The sequence below is a fragment of the Nocardia gipuzkoensis genome (genome assembly GCF_021183645.1).
GTDB lineage: Bacteria > Actinomycetota > Actinomycetes > Mycobacteriales > Mycobacteriaceae > Nocardia > Nocardia abscessus.
In genome coordinates, this window is the sequence record NZ_CP089225.1 from 2,984,306 (window position 1) to 3,003,849 (window position 19,544).

Below are 19,544 nucleotides of genomic sequence, written 5' to 3' on the forward strand. Positions count from 1 at the left end.
GGTTACCGTGTGGACGGCTTGCCGCTGTCGCTTGTGAAAACGAAAGGTTGAAACTGATGCGAGGCGTGATCGGGCGTCGTCTTGAAAATCGAAGAGCAGGTTCTTGGCTCAAGCGCTCCATGCTGGTGTCGCTGGCTGTTCTGCTACCGCTCGGGGTGTCGGTGGCAGGTCCTGCCGCCCCGGCCTCCGCCGCGTTCAATCCGGACGGGTTCGACTTCTGGGTCGATTCCGAGATGGGGCCGATCAAGTCGCGCGTTTTCCGCGCCGCCGACGGCAACACCGGGCGCGTGGTCTACGCGCTGGACGGCATGCGGGCGCGTACCGACCTGAGCGGCTGGGAGATCGACACCGAGGTCGTCCGCGAGCTGACCAAGTGGAACATCAACGTGGTCATGCCGGTCGGCGGCCCGTCCAGCTTCTACGCCGACTGGAACGGGCCGAGCGACTTCTTCGGCCTGGGCAGCGCGGGCTCGTCCTCCACCGGTTCGGCGAACTCGGGCTCGGGCCTGCTCACCGGTTCCGCCGGCGGACCGGGCAAGACCAGCACCTACAAGTGGGAAACCTTCCTCACCAACAACTTGCGCTGGGCGCTGCGCGACCGGCTCGGGTTCAACCCGAACGGCAACGGCGTGTTCGGTCTGTCCATGGGCGGCAGCGCCGCGCTCACCCTGGCGGCCTACCACCCCGACCAGTTCCGCTACGCGGGTTCGTACTCCGGGTACCTGAACATCTCCGCGCCGGGCATGCGCGAGGCGCTGCGCGTGGCGATGCTGGACGCGGGCGGCTACAACATCGACGCGATGGCGCCGCCGTGGGGCCCGCAGTGGCTGCGGATGGACCCGTTCGTGTTCGCGCCGCGGCTGAAGGCCAACAACACCCGCCTGTGGGTCTCGGCCGGTAGCGGCCTGCCCAGCGGGGTCGACGGCCTGAGCTTCAACACCATCAACGCGATGGGTCTGGAAGCGCTGGCCCTGGCCAACACCCGGGCCTTCCAGGTCCGCATGCTCACCCTGGGCGCGAACAATGTCACCTACGACTTCCCTGCCGTGGGTGTGCACAACTGGAACTACTGGGCCGATGAGGTCTACCGGATGATCCCGGACCTGTCCGCGAACATCGGGTAACAAGCCCGGACAAGCTCGGCGAAAGACCGCTTCGCGTCAATGGCGCGGGCGGTCTTTCGGCGTTTCCACGGACGTCCGTGGGTACACGAGCAACGAATACGAAGAGAAAACGCCTTCGGTAGTTGTGGTATGGATCACCATCCAGCAACATGAAGGCATTCGCTTCCGATTGATACACGAACAACATGCACCAAGGTCGATTCGTCCGAGTACTGGCGGAAGTCGTGCCTCGGTGCCTGATGAGGGTGCCGGTAGAGATCGCTAGATGTTTGCTGATCAGGCCGCCTGAGGGAAAGGTCGAATGTGATGCGAAGTGCGCGCAGCAAGCGCGGGCCCGAGAGGTCTCGAACATCCGGTTCCTGGTTGCGAAGGTCCGTTCTCGGCGTCGCCGTGGCGATGCTGTTGCCGCTCGGCACGGCCATCGCGGGCTCGGGCGCCACGGCATCGGCCGCGTTCAACCCCGCGGCCTTCGACTTCTGGGTCGACTCCGGCATGGGGCCGATCAAGACCCGGATCCTGCGCGCCGCGGACGGCAACACCAACCGCGTCGCCTACGTGCTGGACGGCATGCGGGCGCCGGAGTCGCTGAACGGCTGGGAGATCGAGACCAACATCCCGGAGGTTCTGGCCGGTCGGAACATCAACGTGGTGATGCCGGTCGGCGGCATGTCGAGCTTCTACGCCGACTGGAACTCGGCCAGCGAGTTCTTCGGCGTCCCGGCGGGCAGCGGCTCCAGCACCGGCTCCGGCGGACTGGACGGGTTCGCGGGCGGACCGGGCAAGAGCTACCGCTACCAGTGGGAGACCTTCCTGACCAACAACCTGCGCTGGGCGCTGCGCGACCGGCTGGGATTCAACCCCTACCGCAACGGCGCCTTCGGCTTGTCGATGGGTGGCAGCGCGGCACTGACCCTGGCGGCCTACCACCCGGACCAGTTCAGCTTCGCCGGCTCGTTCTCCGGCTACCTGAACAACTCGGCGCCGGGCATGCGGGAGGCGATCCGCGCCGCCATGCTGGACGCGGGCGGCTACAACGTCGACTCGATGGCCCCGCCGTGGAGCCCGCAGTGGCTGCACATGGACCCGTTCGTCTTCGCGCCCAATCTGGTCCGCAACGGCACCCGCCTGTGGATCGCCGCCGCCAGCGGCCTGCCCGCGAGCAGCGACCCGCCGAGCTTCGGCACCCTCAACGGCATGGGGCTGGAGACACTGGCGCTGGCGAACACCCGCGCCTTCCAGGTCCGGATGGGGAGTCTGGGCGGCGGCAACGCGGTCTACTCCTTCCCGCCGTTCGGTATCCACGCCTGGAACAACTGGGCCGACGAGGCGATGCGGATGATTCCGGATATGTCGGCGCACATCGGCTGAAATTTTGGCAGCGCCAGCGGCGCTGCGTGTTCGCGGCCCCTGGATGGCTCGCGTCCGAGCGGACGAGACTCGCGCCTGCGGCGCATGCGCTGTGTTTGTTTTGCAGCGCCTGCGGCGCCGCGTGTTCGCGGCCCCGAGAAGTCTCGCGTCCGAGCGACCGAGACTCGCGCCTGCGGCGCATGCGCTTCGGTCACTCGGACGCGAGACGGGCCGCGAACGGTGCTCGTAAGACTCGCACCCGGCGGGGTTAGGGGGTTGGGGTGCTGTGTTTTAAGGCTCAGGGGTGGTTAGGGGGAACATTGATTCGTTTTGTTCGGTGGCTTCCTTTTGGGGGGAGTCGTGTGGGGGGTGGGGTAGCCGGGAGGGGGGTGGAGGGCCTCGGCGTTGGGTGGTTGAGGGGTGCGGCGCGCTGGTGGTGGGGGACGGGCCCCTCTGTACGTTTGCTACTTGATCGCTGATGTATGGTCATCGGTGATGGGAGCTGTTTGCTCGAGGTTATTTCCGGACTGATCACGGTAGATCTCGGTCCCGATCACGGTCCGGTCACGGGCTTCGGCGCGGTGTAGCTCACGCGCTCGGATGCGCGGGTGCGGGCCGGGGGCTGTGGCTGGTGCCGGGATTGCGAAGATCTCGGGTCGGTGACAGTTCCCGCCAGGAGCGCAAATATCTTGCGATCCAACACGACATCACCGCGAGAACGCGATAAGGTCACCGCATCATTACCTTGTGCAAACGGACGGATTTCGGCCAGTGGAAAGACCCGGATCTTGCTAAAGCGAAGGGCGTCGAATATCGTCCAGCGAGCGCAAGTGTGACCAGATCGTTGTAGCGCCGCCACGGGTAACGGATTGTCGGGACCCTGTCCGTGACGCGCGTCTCGTTGGCAACACGGGTACCGCTTCGCCCTTCGGGTGGCGAGGTGGCACCACAACAGCAGAAAGAGAGCAGGATTCATGCGTTTCGGCAGGGCGGCCGCGCCGAAGAGAACACAGTCGGGACGGCGAGGCACGCCTCGCGGTTGGCGTAGTCGAATTCTGGCTGTCGGTGCCGCCGTACTGGCGCTACCGATCGCTGCAGGCATGGCGACCCCGACTCTCGCCACCGCGGCGCCTTCGGCGCACGCGCCGGTGTTACGGGCGCCCGCAGGTGGCTTCGAGGACCTGATGGTCCCCTCCAGCATGGGCCCCATCAAGGTCCAGGTGCAGTGGGCCTCGCGCGGCGGCAACGCGGCGCTCTACCTGCTCGACGGTCTGCGCGCACGCGACGACCGCAACGCCTGGTCGTTCGAGACCAACGCGTTGCAGCAGTTCGGCAACGACAACATCACCCTGGTGATGCCGGTCGGCGGCCAGTCGAGCTTCTACACCGACTGGTACGCGCCGTCGAACCTGAACGGCCAGAAGACCACCTACAAGTGGGAGACCTTCCTCACCAAGGAACTCCCGGCCTTCCTGGAGGGCTACGGCGTCTCGCGCACGAACAACGCGGTCGTCGGCCTGTCCATGGGCGGTAGCGCGGCGCTGGCTCTCGCGGCCTACCACCGCGATCAGTTCAAGTTCGCGGCCTCCTACTCGGGCTACCTGAACATCTCCGCGCCGGGCATGCGCGAGGCGATCCGCATCGCGATGCTGGACGCCGGCCGCTACAACGTGGACTCGATGGCCGCGCCGTGGAGCTCGCAGTGGCTGCGGATGGACCCGTTCGTGTTCGCGCCGCAGCTGCGCGGCCTGCCGATGTACATCTCGGCGGCCAGCGGTCTGCCCGGTCAGTTCGACCAGCCGAACTCGGCGGTCGGCGTGTTCAACACCGGCAACGCGATGGCGCTGGAAGCCCTCTCGCTGGTGAACACCCGCGCGTTCCAGGCCCGCCTGAGCTCGCTGGGTATCCCCGCCCGGTTCGACTTCCCGGCCGCGGGCACCCACTCCTGGAAGTACTGGGAGGGGCAGCTGTTCGCCTCGCGCAACATGATCCTGGATGCCACCGGCGCCTGGTGACCTGATTCGCTCGACACATTCGGGCCGCACCGATTCGGTGCGGCCCGAATTGCGTTTGGGGGCAGCCTCGATCGCCATGCGGCGAACATAGTTTGCTGTGCAGCGCGTGTCGCCCGTAAACCTTGCTATAACGGGAGTACAAAGCTCTAGTGGCAGGGATTACGCGCGGTAGCTGTGGCATACGCGGGCGTCTCGGCGCCCGTTCGGCACGCGAGCGGCTGATGCTGTTCGCCACCGCACTGGTGGTCCCACTAGCCGCGAGCATGTCCGTGGAGGCACCCGCCACCGCGCAGCCGACGGCGGCCGTGACCGCGCCCGTGCTGGAAAAGGTCCAGTGGCTCAGCGAGCGTCGTGTGGCGCTGTGGGTGACCTCGCCGTCCATGGGGGTGCCGATCCAAGTGCAACTGCTGCTGGCCAGGGACTGGAACGCCCGCCCGGAGGCCCGCTTTCCCGTCCTGTTCCTGCTCGACGGCCTGCGCGCGACCGACGACGAGAACGGCTGGACGAAGGAGGCGGGGGCGGTCGATTTCTTCGCCGACAAGAACGTCACCGTGGTGCTGCCGGTCGGCGGGCAGTCCAGTTTCTACTCCGACTGGCTGGAGCCGAACAACGGCCGCACCTACAAGTGGGAGACCTTCCTGACCAAGGAGCTGCCGCCCCTGCTGGAGAGCCACTGGCGGGCGACGAGCGTGCGGGGCGTGGAGGGGCTGTCGATGGGCGGTACGGCGGCGATGTTCCTCGCCGCCCGCAATCCCGGCTTTGCGCGGCACGCCGCGTCGTACTCCGGCTTCTTGACCACGACGACGCTGGGCATGCCGCAGGCCATCGAGTTCGCGATGCGCGACGCGGGCGGTTTCGACTCCGCCGCTATGTGGGGCCCGCAGACGGGCCCGGCGTGGGACGCGCACGATCCGTACGCGCTGGCCGACAAGCTGCGGGGCGTCAGTCTCTATGTCTCCAGTGGCAGCGGCGCGATCGGCCCCTACGACCAGGCCCTCGGTATTCCCGGAGTGAGCACCAACGTCGCGGGCATGGGCCTGGAGATCCTCTCCCGGCTCACCTCACAGAACTTCGTGACCAAGCTGTCCAAGCTGGCCATTCCGGCGCAGGTGAACTATCGCCCGTCCGGCACTCACTCCTGGCCGTACTGGGACTTCGAGATGCGTCAGTCCTGGACCCAGGCCGCGGCGGCCCTCGGCACCGACCAGGAGAAGCCCGCTTGCCAGCCAGGGGGCGCGATCGGCCCGGTGGCCGCCGCGAACGGCTGGCTCGGCGAATGCCTCACCGCGGAGTACGCGGTCGCCGGAGGCACCGCTCAGGACTTCAAGGGTGGCCGGGTGTTCTTCACGCCCGGCAGCGGCGCGTACCCGGTCGGCGGCGTGCTCGCCACCGGTTACCAGGCGGCCGGTGGGCCCGCCGGACCGCTGGGCCTGCCGACCGGTGCGGAGCGCGCGCTGGAGGACGGCCGCGGGAGGTTGCAGACTTTTCAGCACGGCTCGCTGTACTGGACGCCGCAGACCGGCGCCCAAGTCGTCCGCGGCGCGATCCTGGACGAGTGGGGCAAGCAAGGGTTCGAGCGTGGCCCAGCGGGCTATCCGGTCGCACCGGAGATCAAGACGCCGAGCCGTGACGGTGCGGTGCAGGCGTTCGAGAACGGTCCGTTCTACTACAGCCCGTCCACCGGCGTGCACCACGTCCAGGGTCTCATCCTCGGCAAATACGCCCAACTGGGCTTCGAGAACAGCCCACTCGGTTTTCCGGTCGCCGGGGAGCAGGCGCTGAAGGACATGGGCCGGTTCAGCCGCTTCGAGGGCGGAAACATCTACTGGAGCCCGGTCTCGGGCGCGTGGTCGGTCCGCAACGGCCCGATCCTCGACGCCTGGCGCGAGACGGGCTACGAGAACGGCAAACTGGGCTACCCCACCGGCGACGAATTCCCGCTCTCGGACGGCATACAACAGAACTTCCAAGGCGGATTCATCACCGTGCGCGACGGCAAACCGGAAGTCCACGGCTTGTGAACCGCTCACGTCACCGGCCGAGCCTGGCATCGCATCCGAGCGGCGGCGGACCGAACCGTCCGCGACGGCGAACCGGAAGTCCACGGCTTGTGAACCGCTCACGCGACTGGCCGCGCCCACGATCGAATCCCCGCGGAGGCAGACCGAGAATGTGTCAGCGGCTCGACTCGCCTGACCACGACCCGTGCATGCGGATGGTGAGTTCACGCTCGCACGGCCGCGTCGGCCCGACCCCCGGTTTCGAGCGAAGCGAGACCTAGCATTGTCCGTTCGCGGCCCGGCTCGCGTCCGAGTGGCCGTCGCGTCCGCGACGCAGTCGCCAGCGGCGGCCGCTCGGACGCGAGCCACCAGGGGGCCGCGAACACGCCGCGCGACAGCGCGGCAAATCCAACACAGCTAGCCTGGTGGGCGACCCGACCCCCGCTCAGCGACAGATCGAGGACAAGAATTCATGCATCGGACCCGTGGAAAGGTATTCGGCGCGGTAGCGGCGATCGCCGCGACCGGCCTGCTCGCCGCGTGCGGCGACAATGATTCGACCGCGACGAGCACGCCGACGCCGACCCGCACCACGGCGGTGGCGACGACATCGCCTGCTGCATCGACGCCCGCCGATACCGGGCAGCCCGCTCCCGCGCCGGAGCAGCCCACGACGACGGTGGCGCCCGAACGTCCGCAGCCGGTGCCGACCGAAGCCGTCCCGCCCGCGGACACCTCCAAGCTCACCGACAAGGACAAGCGTTTCCTGGACGATCTGGCCAAGCAGGGTGTCACCCCGTCCACCCCGGACATCGCGTTGAGCATCGGCGCTTATGTCTGCCAGGGCACCGCCGCGGGCGCGTCCGATCAGGATCTGATGACCTTCGTCAACGCTATGGCAGGTTCCGATCCGTCCTTCGACCCGGCCAAGATGCCGGTGGAGAAGGCCGGGCAGATCTACATCTCGACCGCTCGCGCCACGTACTGCCAGTGAGTTCGCGTGTCCGTTCGACCTCCCGCCGGTCCAAGCCGGCGGGATGTCTGGTCGTGATCGGCGTCGTCCTGCTGATCGTCCTGGTCGTACTGCTGCTGTGGTATCTGCTCGCGGGCCGTCTGCGCCCGCCCGGTCCCGGGCCCAAGCCGCCGGAACGGCCGACCTCGCAGCCGGCCAGCTGTCCGGACGTGCAGTTGATGTCGGTGCCGGGCACCTGGGAGTCCAACAGCTTCGACGATCCGCACAATCCGATCGCCAACCCGGTGTCGCTGATGCTCAATGTCTCCGGCCCGGTCGCCGAGCGGTTCCCGAGCGAGCGGGTGGAGGTGTACACGGTTCCGTACGTCGCGCAGTTCTCCAATCCGATCGCGATCCCGCCGGACGGCCAGCAGTCCTACAACAACAGCCGCTCCGAGGGCACGCGCCGGATGGTCGACGTGATGGCCGCCCGTCATCAGGAGTGCCCGCTGACCACCTACGTGCTCGCGGGGTTCTCCCAGGGCGCGGTGATCGCGGGTGACGTGGCCGCGCAGATCGGCGCGGGCAACGGCCCCGTGCCCGCCGACCTGGTGCTCGGCGTGGCGTTGATCGCCGACGGACGCCGTACGGGCGAGACCGGCCCTGGTCAGGCGATCCCGATCGGGACGCCGCCGCCCGGGGTGGGTGCCGAAGTCGCGCTGAAGGGGTTGAACGTGCCCGGCATCACGATGACGGGTCCGCGTCAAGGGGGCTTCGGCGAGCTGGCCGACCGCACGTACACCATCTGCGCGCCCGGCGATCTGATCTGCGACGCGCCGCGGGAGGCCCTGAGTCCGTGGAACATCATGGGCAGCGTGAATGCGCTGGTCCGTGCGGCCGGGAACCCGGTGCACGCGCTCTACAACGGCTTCGTCGTCGACGGTGACGGCACCACCGCCACCCAGTGGACCGCGGCTTGGGCCCAAGGCCTCGTCGAGGCAGCGCCGCATCCCGCCCATTCGTGAGAATTCACAGGCCGTGAGATACCCCGCACCCGATTGGCGTGACAAGCGCAACTCGAATTGGGTAGCACGCTGTAAAGTGCGCTGGTGATCGCGACGCCGGGCACCGCCGCAGCGCAGACCTCGGGCGGGCGTCGCGCCCGTAATTTCCTTACAGCCAGGAGCATGAGTTCATGACAGAAGCCGCCGCACCGGCCACCACGGCGAGCCGTGACGCGGATGCTGCGTTGACCGCGCTGGGCACTCCGTTGCGCCCGTTCCGCTTCGCGGCGGCCGGTGAAGGAAACAAGCAGGAGGGCGGTGCGCGCAAGTTCGTGCAGACCGCTCAGCAGGCCGAGGAGTACGGCTTCGATACCTTCGTGGTGCCCGACCACCTCGGCGAGCAGATCGGTCCGATCGCCGCGCTCGGCGCGCTGACCCAGGCCACCGAGAAGATCCGGCTCGGCACGTCGGTGCTGGCCAACGGTTTCCGCCACCCCGTGGTGCTGGCCAAGGACCTGGCGACCATCGACGTGCTGTCCAAGGGCAGGCTGGAGGTCGGTCTCGGCGCGGGCTGGATCAAGGAGGAGTTCGAGAACGCGGGCATCTCCTACGAGTCGCCCGGCGTCCGGCTGGAGAAATTGGACGAGGCGCTGACCATTCTCGACGTGCTGCTGCGCGGCCAGGAGTGCAACTTCGAGGGCAAGCACTACCAGGTCCGCGGCGTCAAGGGGACGCCACGGCCGCGGCAGGGCCCGCGCCCGCCGATCTGCACCGGCGGCGGCGGTCCGAAGATGCTGCGCTTGGCGGCCAAGCACGCCGACATCGTCTCCGTCGTTCCGGTGACCACCAAGAACGGCAAGGGCCTGCTCTCCGGCATCACCATCGAGAAGGCCGTGGAAAAGGTGAATCTGATCAAGGAGGCCGCCGGTGACCGGTTCGCCGACATCGAGCTGAACTGGGCCATCACCGCCGTCGTGATCACCGACGATCGCGAGAAGACCGCGGAGATGGCCCTGTCGGCGTTGGACCGGGGACTGCACCCGAACCTGGAGGTCGATGTCCAGCTGTCCGTCGAGGACATCCTGAACTCGCCCTACGTGGCGATCGGTACTTTCGAGGAGATCGCCGAGCAGATCCGACGTGTGCGGCAACTCACCTCGATGTCCTACGTCGGTGTATTCCCCACCCAGATGGACGCGTTCGCCCCCGTTATTCCCCTGCTGCGGGACGAGTGAACCGGTCTTCTCTGTAACATGACTCTGGTTTGAGTACATCTAGCCGATAGCGGTCACCGCGCAGACCGCACAAAATCTGCAGGCTGGCTCTGCACTTGGAGCACCCGCGGGCGAAAGCGAGTCGGGGCCTCACAGGTAAAAAGCGGCGATCTCGCCGTCTTGCTGCGTGTGCCTCGGAGGAGAAGAAGGAATGGACGAGACTTTCGACGACTACCTGGACGAAACCGGGAACATCCGCATTCCCGAGGATCACACCCTGGTTGATCACGTCGAGAAGCACACCCGGAACGACGCGAACACCCTGGCGTATCGCTACATCGACTACTCGCGCGAGCGCGACGGCGAGGCGCAGGAGCTGACGTGGCGTGAGTTCGGTATTCGGCTGCGCGCGGTGGCCGCTCGACTGCAGCAGGTGACCAACCCGGGCGACCGGGTCGCGATCCTCGCACCGCAGGGCTTGGACTACGTGATCTCCTTCTTCGCCGCGATCTACGCGGGCACCATCTCGGTCCCGCTGTTCGACCCGGACGAGCCGGGCCACACCGATCGCCTGCACGCGGTGCTCGGCGACTGTGAGCCCTCGGCCATCCTGACCGCGAGCTCCTCCGCGGCCGGGGTCCGGCAGTTCTTCCGCTCGCTGCCCGCCGCCCAGCGCCCGCGCATCATCGCGGTGGACGCGATCCCGGACAGCGTCGGCGAGAGCTGGGTGCGTCCGGACATCGCGATCGACGACATCGCCTACTTGCAGTACACCTCGGGCTCCACCCGGGTGCCCGCCGGTGTCGAGATCACCCACCGCGCGGTGGGCACCAACCTGTTGCAGATGGTGGACGCGATCAACCTGGACTGGAACTCGCGCGGCGTCACCTGGCTGCCGCTGTTCCACGACATGGGTCTGCTGACGGTGATCCTGCCCGCGGTGGGCGGCAAGTACATCACGATCATGTCGCCGAGCGCGTTCGTGCGCCGTCCCTACCGCTGGATCAAGGAACTGGCCGCGGTTTCCGACGGCGCGGGAACCTTCGCCGCCGCACCGAACTTCGCGTTCGAGCACGCCGCGGCGCGTGGTCTGCCGAAGAACGGCGAGTCGCTGGACCTGTCGAACGTCATCGGCCTGATCAACGGCAGCGAGCCGGTGACCACCTCGTCGATGAAGAAGTTCAACGAGGCGTTCGCCCCCTACGGCCTGCCCAAGACCGCGATCAAGCCGTGCTACGGCATGGCCGAGGCCACGCTGTTCGTCTCCGCCACCAAGGCCGAGGACGAGGCCAAGGTCACCTACGTCGACCGCAAGGAGCTCAACGCGGGTCGCATGGTGAAGGTCGATCCCGGCCACGAGGACGCGATCGCGCAGGTGTCCTGCGGTTACGTCGCGCTCTCGCAGTGGGCGGCGATCGTCGATCCGGAGTCCGTCGAGTCCGGTGGCGGCCGCGAGCTGCCCGACGGGCACGTCGGCGAGATCTGGCTGCACGGCAACAACATGGGCATCGGCTACTGGGGTCGTCCCGACGAGACGGCGGCGACGTTCCAGAACAAGGTCACCGAGCGCCTGCCCGAGGGCAGTCACACCGAGGGCACCGAGCCGGATTCGAACTGGATGCGCACCGGCGACTACGGCGTGTACTTCGAGGGCGAGCTCTACATCACCGGCCGGGTCAAGGACCTGGTGATCGTGGACGGCCGCAACCACTACCCGCAGGACCTGGAGTTCTCCGCGCAGGAGGCCAGCACCGCGCTGCGGCCCGGCTTCGTGGCGGCGTTCTCGGTGCCCGCCAACCAGCTGCCGGCCGAGGTGTTCGAGCAGGGCAGCCATTCCGGCCTGCAGTTCGACGCCGACGACGCCTCCGAGCAACTGGTCATCGTCGGCGAGCGGGGGCCGGGTGCGGGCAAGGCCGACCCGCTGCCCATCGCCGACGCGGTGCGCGCGGCGGTCTCGCAGCGCCACGGCGTGACCGTTCGAGACGTGCTGCTGGTGCCCGCGGGTTCGATCCCGCGCACATCCAGCGGCAAGATCGCCCGACGTGCCTGCCGGGCGGCCTATCTGGAGGGAACGCTGCGGGGTGGTTACACCCAGCAGGCTTTCCCCGATGCACCGGAAGAGTAATTGCCAGGGGCGGCCTCGGACCGACCATCGACGCTCGGCGCCGACCTTCCCACGCGCCGGGCGTCGATACACGGTACGCCCGGTACGCAGACAGGTAGCTTGAGGAATTGATGGCTGACAACGAGGGCACGCCCACCCAGACGACCGACACCCCGCCCGCGGAGACCGTCGCCGACGCGGCGGCCCCGGCCGAGTCCGCGAACAGCGGCGTGCAGACCGACATATCGGTGGCGGAGCTGCGCGAGTGGCTGCGGCGCTGGGTCTCCGAGGCGACCGGGCAACCGATCGAGCAGATCACCGTGGACCGGCCGATGGAGGAGTTCGGGCTCGCCTCGCGTGATGCCATCGCCCTCGGCGGGGATATCGAGGAACTGACGGGCGTGATGCTGAACGCGACCATCGTGTATCAGCATCCGACCATCGCCGCGCTGGCCGAGCGGATCGTCAACGGCGAGCCGGACGTGCCGGAGGAATCCAAGGACGACGCCTTCTACACCGCGGGCTACCGCCCCGGCGAGGCGCACGACATCGCGATCGTGGGCCTGTCGACCCGCCTGCCCGGCGCGGGGGACACCCCGGAGTCGACGTGGGATTTCCTCATCGGCCGCGGTGACGGCATCCGGGAGCGGCCCGAGGGACGCTGGTCGGAGTTCACGGCCGAGCCGCAGCTGGCCGAGGCGATCGAGAAGGCCAACACCAAGGGCGGCTACCTCGATCAGGAGGTCGTCAAAGGTTTCGACGCCGAGTTCTTCGCCATGTCGCCGGTGGAGGTCGAGCGGGTCGATCCGCAGCAGCGCCTGATGATGGAGCTGACCTGGGAGGCGCTGGAACACGCCCGGATTCCGGCCAGCGATCTCAAGGGCGAGCCGGTCGGCGTGTTCATCGGCTCCTCGGGCAACGACTTCATGCTGCTCGCGGCGCTCGGGCTGGGCGGCGAGCGGGATCCGAACGTGCCGGTCTCGGCCGAGGCCTACGCGATCATGGGCAGCGTCACGTCCATCATCCCGAACCGGGTCTCCTACTTCTTCGATTTCCGCGGACCGTCGGTGGCCGTCGACACCGCGTGCTCGTCGACGCTGGTCGCGGTGCACGAGGCGGTGCAGGCGCTGCGTGGCGGTGAGGCCGACCTGGCGCTGGCCGGCGGTGTGAACATGCTGCTCGCGCCGATGGCCACGCTCGGTTTCGACGCCAACGGCGGGGTTGCCAAGGATGGCCACATCAAGGCGTTCTCCAGCGACGCCGACGGAATGGTCCGTTCCGAGGGCGGCGGTCTGGTGGTACTGAAGCGCCTGGCCGACGCCGAGCGCGATGGCGACACGATCTACGCGGTGATCAAGGGTTCGGCGGTCAACAACGACGGGCGGTCCAACGGCCTGCTCGCCCCGAATCCCGACGCGCAGGCCGAGGTGCTGCGGCGCGCCTACCGCGACGCGGGCATCGCTCCGTCCACGGTCGACTACATCGAGGCACACGGCACCGGCACGCTGATCGGCGACCCGATCGAGGCGGACGCGCTGGGCCGCGTCGTCGGCCGTGGCCGCGAGGCGGACAAGCCCGCGCTGCTCGGTTCGGCCAAGACCAACTTCGGTCACCTGGAGTCGGGCGCCGGTGCGGCGAGCCTGGCTAAGGTGGTGATGTCGTTGCAGCACAACGTCATTCCGCCGAACATCGGCTTCGCCGGTCCGAACCCCTACATTCCGTGGGACCAGGCGCACCTGAAGATCGTCGACGAACCCACCGAGTTCCCGCGCTACAGCGGCAAGGCCACCATCGGTGTCTCCGGCTTCGGGTTCGGCGGCACCAACGCGCACCTCGTCGTGCAGGAATACGTGCCCGCCGTCGCGGAGGGGGCGCAGGCGCCGTTCGCCGAACTCGAGTCGCAGCTGAACGAGGACGTGCTGGACGAGGAGACCACGGACGTGGTCGCGGAAGCCGATGCCGTGGTCGCCGAAGCCGAGGTCGCGGCCGTCGCCGATGCCGCCTTGGCTGCCGAAGCCGCGCCCGCCGCGGAATGGACCGCCGAGCGCACCGAGCCGCTGCCGCAGATCCTGCCCGTGTCGGGCTACCTGCCCTCGCGGCGCCGCCGCGCCGCCGCCGAGCTGGCCGACTGGCTGGAGTCGGAGGCGGGCGCGCGAACTCCGCTCGCCGACGTGGCGCGGTCGCTGGCCAAGCGCAGCCACTGGCGTTCGCGCGGTGTGGTGCTCGCCAAGACGCACGAGGAGGCGGTCGCCGGACTGCGTGCCCTCGCGGCGGGCAAGCCGGGCACCGGTGTCTTCACCGCTGACGCGCCCGCCGCCATGGGCCCGATGTGGGTGCTCGCCGGTTTCGGCGCGCAGCACCGCAAGATGGGCAAGCAGCTGTACCTGGAGAACTCGATCTTCGCCAAGGCCGTCGACGAGGTCGACGAGCTGGTGCAGGACGAGGCCGGATACTCCGTGCGCGAGCTGTTCCTGGACGACAGCCAGGACTACAACGTCGGCACCTCGCAGGTCGGCATCTTCACCATCCAGATCGGCCTGGCCGCGCTACTGCGCGCGCACGGGGCGGAACCCGACGCGGTGGTGGGCCATTCCATGGGTGAGGTCGCGGGCGCGTACATCGCCGGTGGTCTCCCGCTCGAGGACGCGGTCCGCGTGATCTGCGCCCGTTCCCGCCTGATGGGCGAGGGCGAGCAGATGATCAGCGACGACGACGTGCGCAACATGGCGCTCATCGAGTACAGCGCCGAGGATGTCGCGAATCTGCTGCCGGACTACCCGGACGTCGAGGTCGCGGTGTACGCGGCGCCGACCAACACGGTGATCGGCGGCCCGCAGGAGCAGGTCGCGGCCATCGTCGCGCGGGTGGAGGCGGAGGGCAAGTTCGCCCGCGTGCTGCAGACCCGCGGCGCGGGCCATACCTCGCAGATGGATCCGCTGCTCGGCGAGCTGGCCGCGGAACTGGCGGGCATCGAGCCGACGAAGCTGAAGGCCGGCCTGTACTCGACGGTGCACAAGGAGGAGTACTTCCGCCCCGGCAGCGACCCGATCCACGACGAGGACTACTGGGTCAAGAACATGCGCCACAGCGTGTACTTCACCAACGCGGTGAAGCTCGCGGTGGACGCGGGCCACACCACGTTCCTGGAGCTGGCGCCGAATTCCGTGGCGCTGATGCAGGTCCTGGGCACCACCTTCGCCGCGGGCGTGCACGACGCGCAGCTCATCCCCACGCTCAAGCGCAAGGAGGACGAGTCCGCGGGTGTGATCGCCGCGCTCGCCCAGCTCTACGTGCACGGGCACAAGGTGGACCTGTTCTCGCTGCTCGGGCCGGGCGACTACGCCGACATCCCGCGCACCACGTTCCTGCGCAAGGAGTACTGGCCGAAGGTCCAGCTGTCCACGGGCGGCAACGGCCGGGTTCCCGGTGCGCACGTCGCGCTGCCGGACGGCAGGCACGTCTGGGAAGTGCAGGCGTCCTCGGTGACCGATCTCGCCGGATTGGTGCGCGCCGCCGCGGCGCAGGTGCTCAGCGACGTCTCGCTCGGCGCGTCCGTTCCGCACGCGCCGATCCCGGGCGCGGGCACACTCACCACCACGCTCACCCCGCATCCCGGCGGTGCTTCGGTGCAGGTCCACGCCAAGGAGGGCAACGCCTTCCGGCTGGTGTTCGACGCCGTGCTGACCTCGAGTCAGCCCGCCCAGCCCGCGCCGGAACCCGTCGCGGCCGAGCCGGTCCCGGCGATCGCCGCGCAGACGCAGAGCGACGCCGATATCGAGGTCGTGGAGACCTTCGGTGACCGCTGGGACCCGAACGGCACGCAGACTGTGGAGGAGCGGCTCGCGCTGATCGTCGCGGAGTCCATGGGTTACGCGGTCGAGGATCTCCCGATGGAGATCCCGCTGATGGAACTCGGCTTGGACTCGCTGATGGCCATGCGCATCAAGAACCGGGTCGAGTACGAGTTCGACATCCCGCAGTTGCAGGTGCAGGCCGTGCGCGACGCGAGCCTGCACGAGGTCGGCAAGGTGCTGCGGTACGCGATCGAGCACCGCGACGAGGTGCAGGCGATGGCCGATCAGCAGGCGGCCGACAAAGCGGCGGGCGGCGGAGGCGAGCTGACCGTCGATGCCGACTTCATCGCCACGGCTCGTGCTGCCCTGGCCACCGGCGCCGACCCGGTTGCCGCGGTGGCGGGCGCGGCGCCGGACGCCGGTACGGCCGGGGAGGGCGACGCCACACCGGAAAGCGCTGTACCAGAGGCCGATTCGGCTCCCGCGGCAGCGACTACACCGGCTGCGGACAAGGCGGCCGAAGGTGACACTGCTCCCGCTGCGTCACCGGTCGCTCAGGCGGCACCGGTCGCGGCGGCTCCGGCCGCCGTGTTCGGCGGCGCGCAGCAGCCCGCCGACGAGGACGACGTCCCGCCGCGCGACGCCGCCGAGCGCCTGACCTTCGCCACCTGGGCGGTGGTGACCGGTAAGTCGGCCGGAGGCATCTTCAACACGCTGCCGATCCTCGACGAGGACACCGCGGAGAAGCTGGCCGCGCGCCTGACCGAGCGGGTCAAGGCCGAGGTCACCATCGACGACGTGCTCGATTGCGAGACCATCGAGCAGCTCGCCGACATCGTCCGCGAACTCCAGGACAGCGGTGCGGATGTGGACGGTTTCGTCCGTCCGTTGCGACCGCGCGCCGACGGCTCGAACGCCGTGCCGGTGTTCGTGTTCCATCCGTCGGGTGGGAACACACTGGTGTACGAACCGCTGATGAAGCGGCTGCCCGCCGAGACGCCGATGTACGGCTTCGAGCGGGTCGACGGGTCGATCGAGGAACGAGCGCGCCAGTACCTGCCCGAGCTGCGCAAGATCCAGGGTGACGGTCCGTTCGTGCTGTACGGCTGGTCGCTGGGTGCGGTGCTGGCCATGCAGACCGCGCAGTTGCTTCGGGCCGAGGGCGCGGACGTGCGCGTGGTCGGCCTGATCGACCTGGCCATCCCGACCGAGGACGAGGACAACAGTCCCGAGGAGCGGGTGCGCCGGATCGAGCGCTATCAGGCGTTCGCGAAGAAGACCTACGGTGTGGACGGCGAGCTGGACCGTGATCAGTTGGAGACGCTGGCCGCGGCCTCCGACGAAGAGCAGTTCAAGATGATCAGCGACCTGATCAAGATCAGTGGCGCGAAGATTCCCGGTGGCGTCCTGGAACACCAGCGCACGTCGTGGATCGATAGTCGCCACCTCGCCCGGACGCAACCCTCGCACTACGACGGCGACGTCGTGCTCTACCTCGCCGATCGCTATCACGACGGGATGATCGAGCTCGAGCCGCGCTTCGCCGACCGAGTGCCGAACGGCGGCTGGGACGAGTACATCCCGAATCTGGAGGTCGTCCACATCGCCGGCGACCACCTGCAGATCATCGACGAACCGCGGATCGGGAAGATCGGAGCCGACCTGACCGCGAAGCTCGCCGCGATCGAGGCGAAAGGGGCCAAGTGAGCACTACTGCCGAAAAACTCGCCGACCTGCGCAAGCGACTGGAACTAGCGCAGGAACCGGCGGGTGAAGCGGGGGTGGCCAAGCGGGCGAAGAAAGGTATCCCCAGCGCCCGCGACCGGATCAACATGCTGCTCGATCCGGGCACCTTCGTGGAAATCGGTGCGCTGGTGCGCAAACCGGGTGATCCCGCCGCGCTCTACGGCGACGGCGTCGTCACCGGGCACGGCCTGGTCGAAGGCAGGCCCGTGGCGGTGTTCTCGCACGACCAGACCGTCTACGGCGGTTCGGTCGGCGAGATGTTCGGCCGCAAGGTGGCCGGGATCCTGGAATACGCGGCCAAGGTCGGGTGCCCGGTGGTCGGCATCAACGACTCCGGCGGCGCGCGCGTGCAGGAGGCGGTGACCTCGCTGGCCTGGTACGCCGAGCTGGGGCGGCGGCAGGAGCCGCTGTCGGGGCTGGTTCCGCAGATCTCGATGATCCTCGGCAAGTGCGCGGGTGGCGCCGTCTACGCCCCGATCAACACCGACGTGGTGGTGGCGACCGAAGAGGCGTACATGTTCGTCACCGGCCCCAAGGTGATCCGTGAGGTCACCGGCGAGGACGTGAGCCTCGAGGAACTCGGCGGCGCGCGCAGCCAGGCCGAATACGGCAACATCCATCACGTGGCCAAGGACGAGACGTCCGCGTTCGAGTGGGTGCGCGAGTACCTGGGCTACCTGCCGACCAGCTGCCAGGAACTGGCGCCGATCGTGAATCCCGGCCTGGAGCCGGAGACCACCGACAGCGACCTGGAGCTGAACTCGATCGTCCCGGACTCCGACAACGCCGGGTACGACATGCACGAGATCCTGCTGCGCATCTTCGACGACGGCGCCTTCCACGAAGTGGGCGCGTCGGCGGGCCGCAACGTCATCACCGGATTCGCCCGGGTCGACGGGCGCAGCGTCGGTGTGGTCGCCAACCAGCCGATGGTGTACGCGGGTGCGCTGGACGCCCGGGCTTCGGACAAGGCCGCGCATTTCGTGCGCCTGTGCGACGCGTTCGAGATCCCGTTGGTGTTCGTCGTCGACACGCCCGGGTTCCTGCCCGGTGTGGAACAGGAGAAGATCGGCGTCATCAAGCGCGGTGGCCGCTTCCTGTTCTCCTACGTCGAGGCGACGGTACCGAAGGTCACCGTGGTGATCCGGAAGTCCTACGGCGGCGGTTACGCCGTGATGGGCTCCAAGCAGCTGGGCGCGGACGTGAACCTGGCCTGGCCGACGGCGCGGATCGCGGTCATGGGCGCGGAGAGCGCGGTCAGCCTGATCGGGGCCAAGCAGATCGATGCCGCGCCGGAGGATCAGCGCGCCGGGATCCGCCAGCAGATGATCGACTTCTACAACGCCACCGTGGCGACGCCGTGGGTGGCCGCCGAGCGCGGATACATCGACGCGGTGATCGAGCCGTCGAAGACCCGGCTCGAACTTCGCCGCGCGCTACAGCTGTTGCGGGACAAGTCACTTGCCCGCAACCCGCGCAAGCACCATCTGCTGCCGCTGTAGCCGCTACCGGACACGATCGGGCCGCACCCCGTGGGGCGCGGCCCGATTCGCGTCGTCGGTACGAAAAATCAGCTCACGGTGGCGGATTCGATGACGACGTCGTCGACCGGCACATCCTGGTGCATGCCCGCCGAGGACGTGGCGACGCCCGCGATCTTGTCGACCACGTCGGTGCCTTCGGTCACCGCGCCGAACACGGTGTAGCCCCAGCCCGCCGCGGTGGGTGCGGAGTGGTTGAGGAAATCGTTGTCGGAGACGTTGATGAAGAACTGCGCGGTGGCCGAGTGCGGGTCGTTGGTGCGGGCCATCGCGACGGTGTATTTGGCGTTCTTCAGACCGTTGTCGGCTTCGTTCTTGATCGGGGCGTTGGTGCCCTTCTGGCGCAGACCGGGCTCGAACCCGCCGCCCTGGATCATGAAGCCGGGAATGACGCGGTGGAAGATCGTGCCGTTGTAGTGGCCCGCGTTCACGTAGTCCACGAAATTGCGCACCGTGTTCGGAGCTTTCTGATCATCCAGTTCGAGGACGATCGGTCCGTAGTTCGTCGAGAGATTCACCTTGGTCATACGCCCCACCTTTCCATTGTGGTCGGCACCGGTCATCAGTACGGGGTCTATTCGTCGCCCCCATCGCGGCGTCGAGCGCGAATTTTCCGGGTTGTCGGCACAACATTCTGGCAGTCGGCTCCGAACATACTGAGGACCCACGATTTCTCCCGGCGACGCGACGCCCACGCGAACAC

General features: G+C 68.1%; 11 protein-coding genes. 10 read left to right on the forward strand and 1 reads right to left on the reverse strand.

Annotated elements, in window-relative coordinates; all coding sequences use genetic code 11:
- Nucleotides 1-56: 56 nt before the first annotated feature.
- The 10 genes from LTT66_RS13535 to LTT66_RS13580 all read left to right on the forward strand — a co-directional run bounded on the left by LTT66_RS13535 (nt 57) and on the right by LTT66_RS13580 (nt 18,802).
- Nucleotides 57-1,124: an alpha/beta hydrolase gene (locus LTT66_RS13535; RefSeq protein ID WP_269822008.1), complete on the forward strand. Its 1,068-nt coding sequence runs from the start codon at nt 57-59 to the stop codon at nt 1,122-1,124.
- A gap of 306 nt (nt 1,125-1,430) precedes the next feature.
- Complete coding sequence (locus LTT66_RS13540; protein WP_269822009.1) at nt 1,431-2,492, forward strand: alpha/beta hydrolase; 1,062 nt, start codon at nt 1,431-1,433, stop codon at nt 2,490-2,492.
- Nucleotides 2,493-3,445: 953 nt separating this feature from the next.
- Nucleotides 3,446-4,486, forward strand: coding sequence for an alpha/beta hydrolase (locus tag LTT66_RS13545; RefSeq protein ID WP_408638790.1), 1,041 nt, complete (start codon nt 3,446-3,448; stop codon nt 4,484-4,486).
- 221 nt (nt 4,487-4,707) lie between these two features.
- Nucleotides 4,708-6,507, forward strand: coding sequence for an alpha/beta hydrolase-fold protein (locus LTT66_RS13550; RefSeq protein WP_233067357.1), 1,800 nt, complete (start codon nt 4,708-4,710; stop codon nt 6,505-6,507).
- 451 nt (nt 6,508-6,958) lie between these two features.
- On the forward strand, nt 6,959-7,480 hold the full coding sequence (locus tag LTT66_RS13555) for a DUF732 domain-containing protein (protein ID WP_181723291.1): 522 nt from the start codon (nt 6,959-6,961) through the stop codon (nt 7,478-7,480).
- Nucleotides 7,471-8,463, forward strand: a complete 993-nt coding sequence (locus LTT66_RS13560) for a cutinase family protein (protein WP_408638844.1) — start codon at nt 7,471-7,473, stop codon at nt 8,461-8,463. Before LTT66_RS13555 ends, LTT66_RS13560 begins: the two co-directional genes overlap by 10 nt.
- Before the next feature lie 170 nt (nt 8,464-8,633).
- Nucleotides 8,634-9,677: an LLM class F420-dependent oxidoreductase gene (locus tag LTT66_RS13565; protein WP_233067363.1), complete on the forward strand. Its 1,044-nt coding sequence runs from the start codon at nt 8,634-8,636 to the stop codon at nt 9,675-9,677.
- A gap of 190 nt (nt 9,678-9,867) precedes the next feature.
- Nucleotides 9,868-11,781, forward strand: coding sequence for a long-chain-fatty-acid--AMP ligase FadD32 (gene fadD32 / locus LTT66_RS13570; protein ID WP_181723289.1), 1,914 nt, complete (start codon nt 9,868-9,870; stop codon nt 11,779-11,781).
- Between the two features lie 110 nt (nt 11,782-11,891).
- Nucleotides 11,892-17,261: a polyketide synthase Pks13 gene (gene pks13 / locus LTT66_RS13575; protein ID WP_233067365.1), complete on the forward strand. Its 5,370-nt coding sequence runs from the start codon at nt 11,892-11,894 to the stop codon at nt 17,259-17,261.
- Nucleotides 17,258-18,802 carry an acyl-CoA carboxylase subunit beta gene (locus LTT66_RS13580; RefSeq protein ID WP_233067368.1) on the forward strand — a complete coding sequence of 515 codons (1,545 nt, stop codon included), beginning with the start codon at nt 17,258-17,260 and terminating at the stop codon, nt 18,800-18,802. The genes pks13 and LTT66_RS13580 overlap by 4 nt, the downstream gene beginning before the upstream one ends.
- A gap of 68 nt (nt 18,803-18,870) precedes the next feature.
- Here LTT66_RS13580 and LTT66_RS13585 read toward each other — a convergent pair whose 3' ends face one another.
- Nucleotides 18,871-19,368, reverse strand: coding sequence for a peptidylprolyl isomerase (locus LTT66_RS13585; RefSeq protein WP_181723286.1), 498 nt, complete (start codon nt 19,366-19,368; stop codon nt 18,871-18,873).
- Nucleotides 19,369-19,544 lie beyond the last annotated feature (176 nt).

Excerpts from the sequence above, each read along its gene's own strand:
- LTT66_RS13550 (WP_233067357.1), top strand. The coding sequence starts at position 4,708 with ATGCTGTTCGCCACCGCACTGGTGGTCCCACTAGCCGCGAGCATGTCC.
- LTT66_RS13535 (WP_269822008.1), top strand. The coding sequence starts at position 57 with ATGCGAGGCGTGATCGGGCGTCGTCTTGAAAATCGAAGAGCAGGTTCT.
- LTT66_RS13585 (WP_181723286.1), bottom strand. The coding sequence starts at position 19,368 with ATGACCAAGGTGAATCTCTCGACGAACTACGGACCGATCGTCCTCGAA.
- pks13 (WP_233067365.1), top strand. The coding sequence starts at position 11,892 with ATGGCTGACAACGAGGGCACGCCCACCCAGACGACCGACACCCCGCCC.
- fadD32 (WP_181723289.1), top strand. The coding sequence starts at position 9,868 with ATGGACGAGACTTTCGACGACTACCTGGACGAAACCGGGAACATCCGC.
- LTT66_RS13555 (WP_181723291.1), top strand. The coding sequence starts at position 6,959 with ATGCATCGGACCCGTGGAAAGGTATTCGGCGCGGTAGCGGCGATCGCC.
- LTT66_RS13540 (WP_269822009.1), top strand. The coding sequence starts at position 1,431 with ATGCGAAGTGCGCGCAGCAAGCGCGGGCCCGAGAGGTCTCGAACATCC.
- LTT66_RS13565 (WP_233067363.1), top strand. The coding sequence starts at position 8,634 with ATGACAGAAGCCGCCGCACCGGCCACCACGGCGAGCCGTGACGCGGAT.
- LTT66_RS13545 (WP_408638790.1), top strand. The coding sequence starts at position 3,446 with ATGCGTTTCGGCAGGGCGGCCGCGCCGAAGAGAACACAGTCGGGACGG.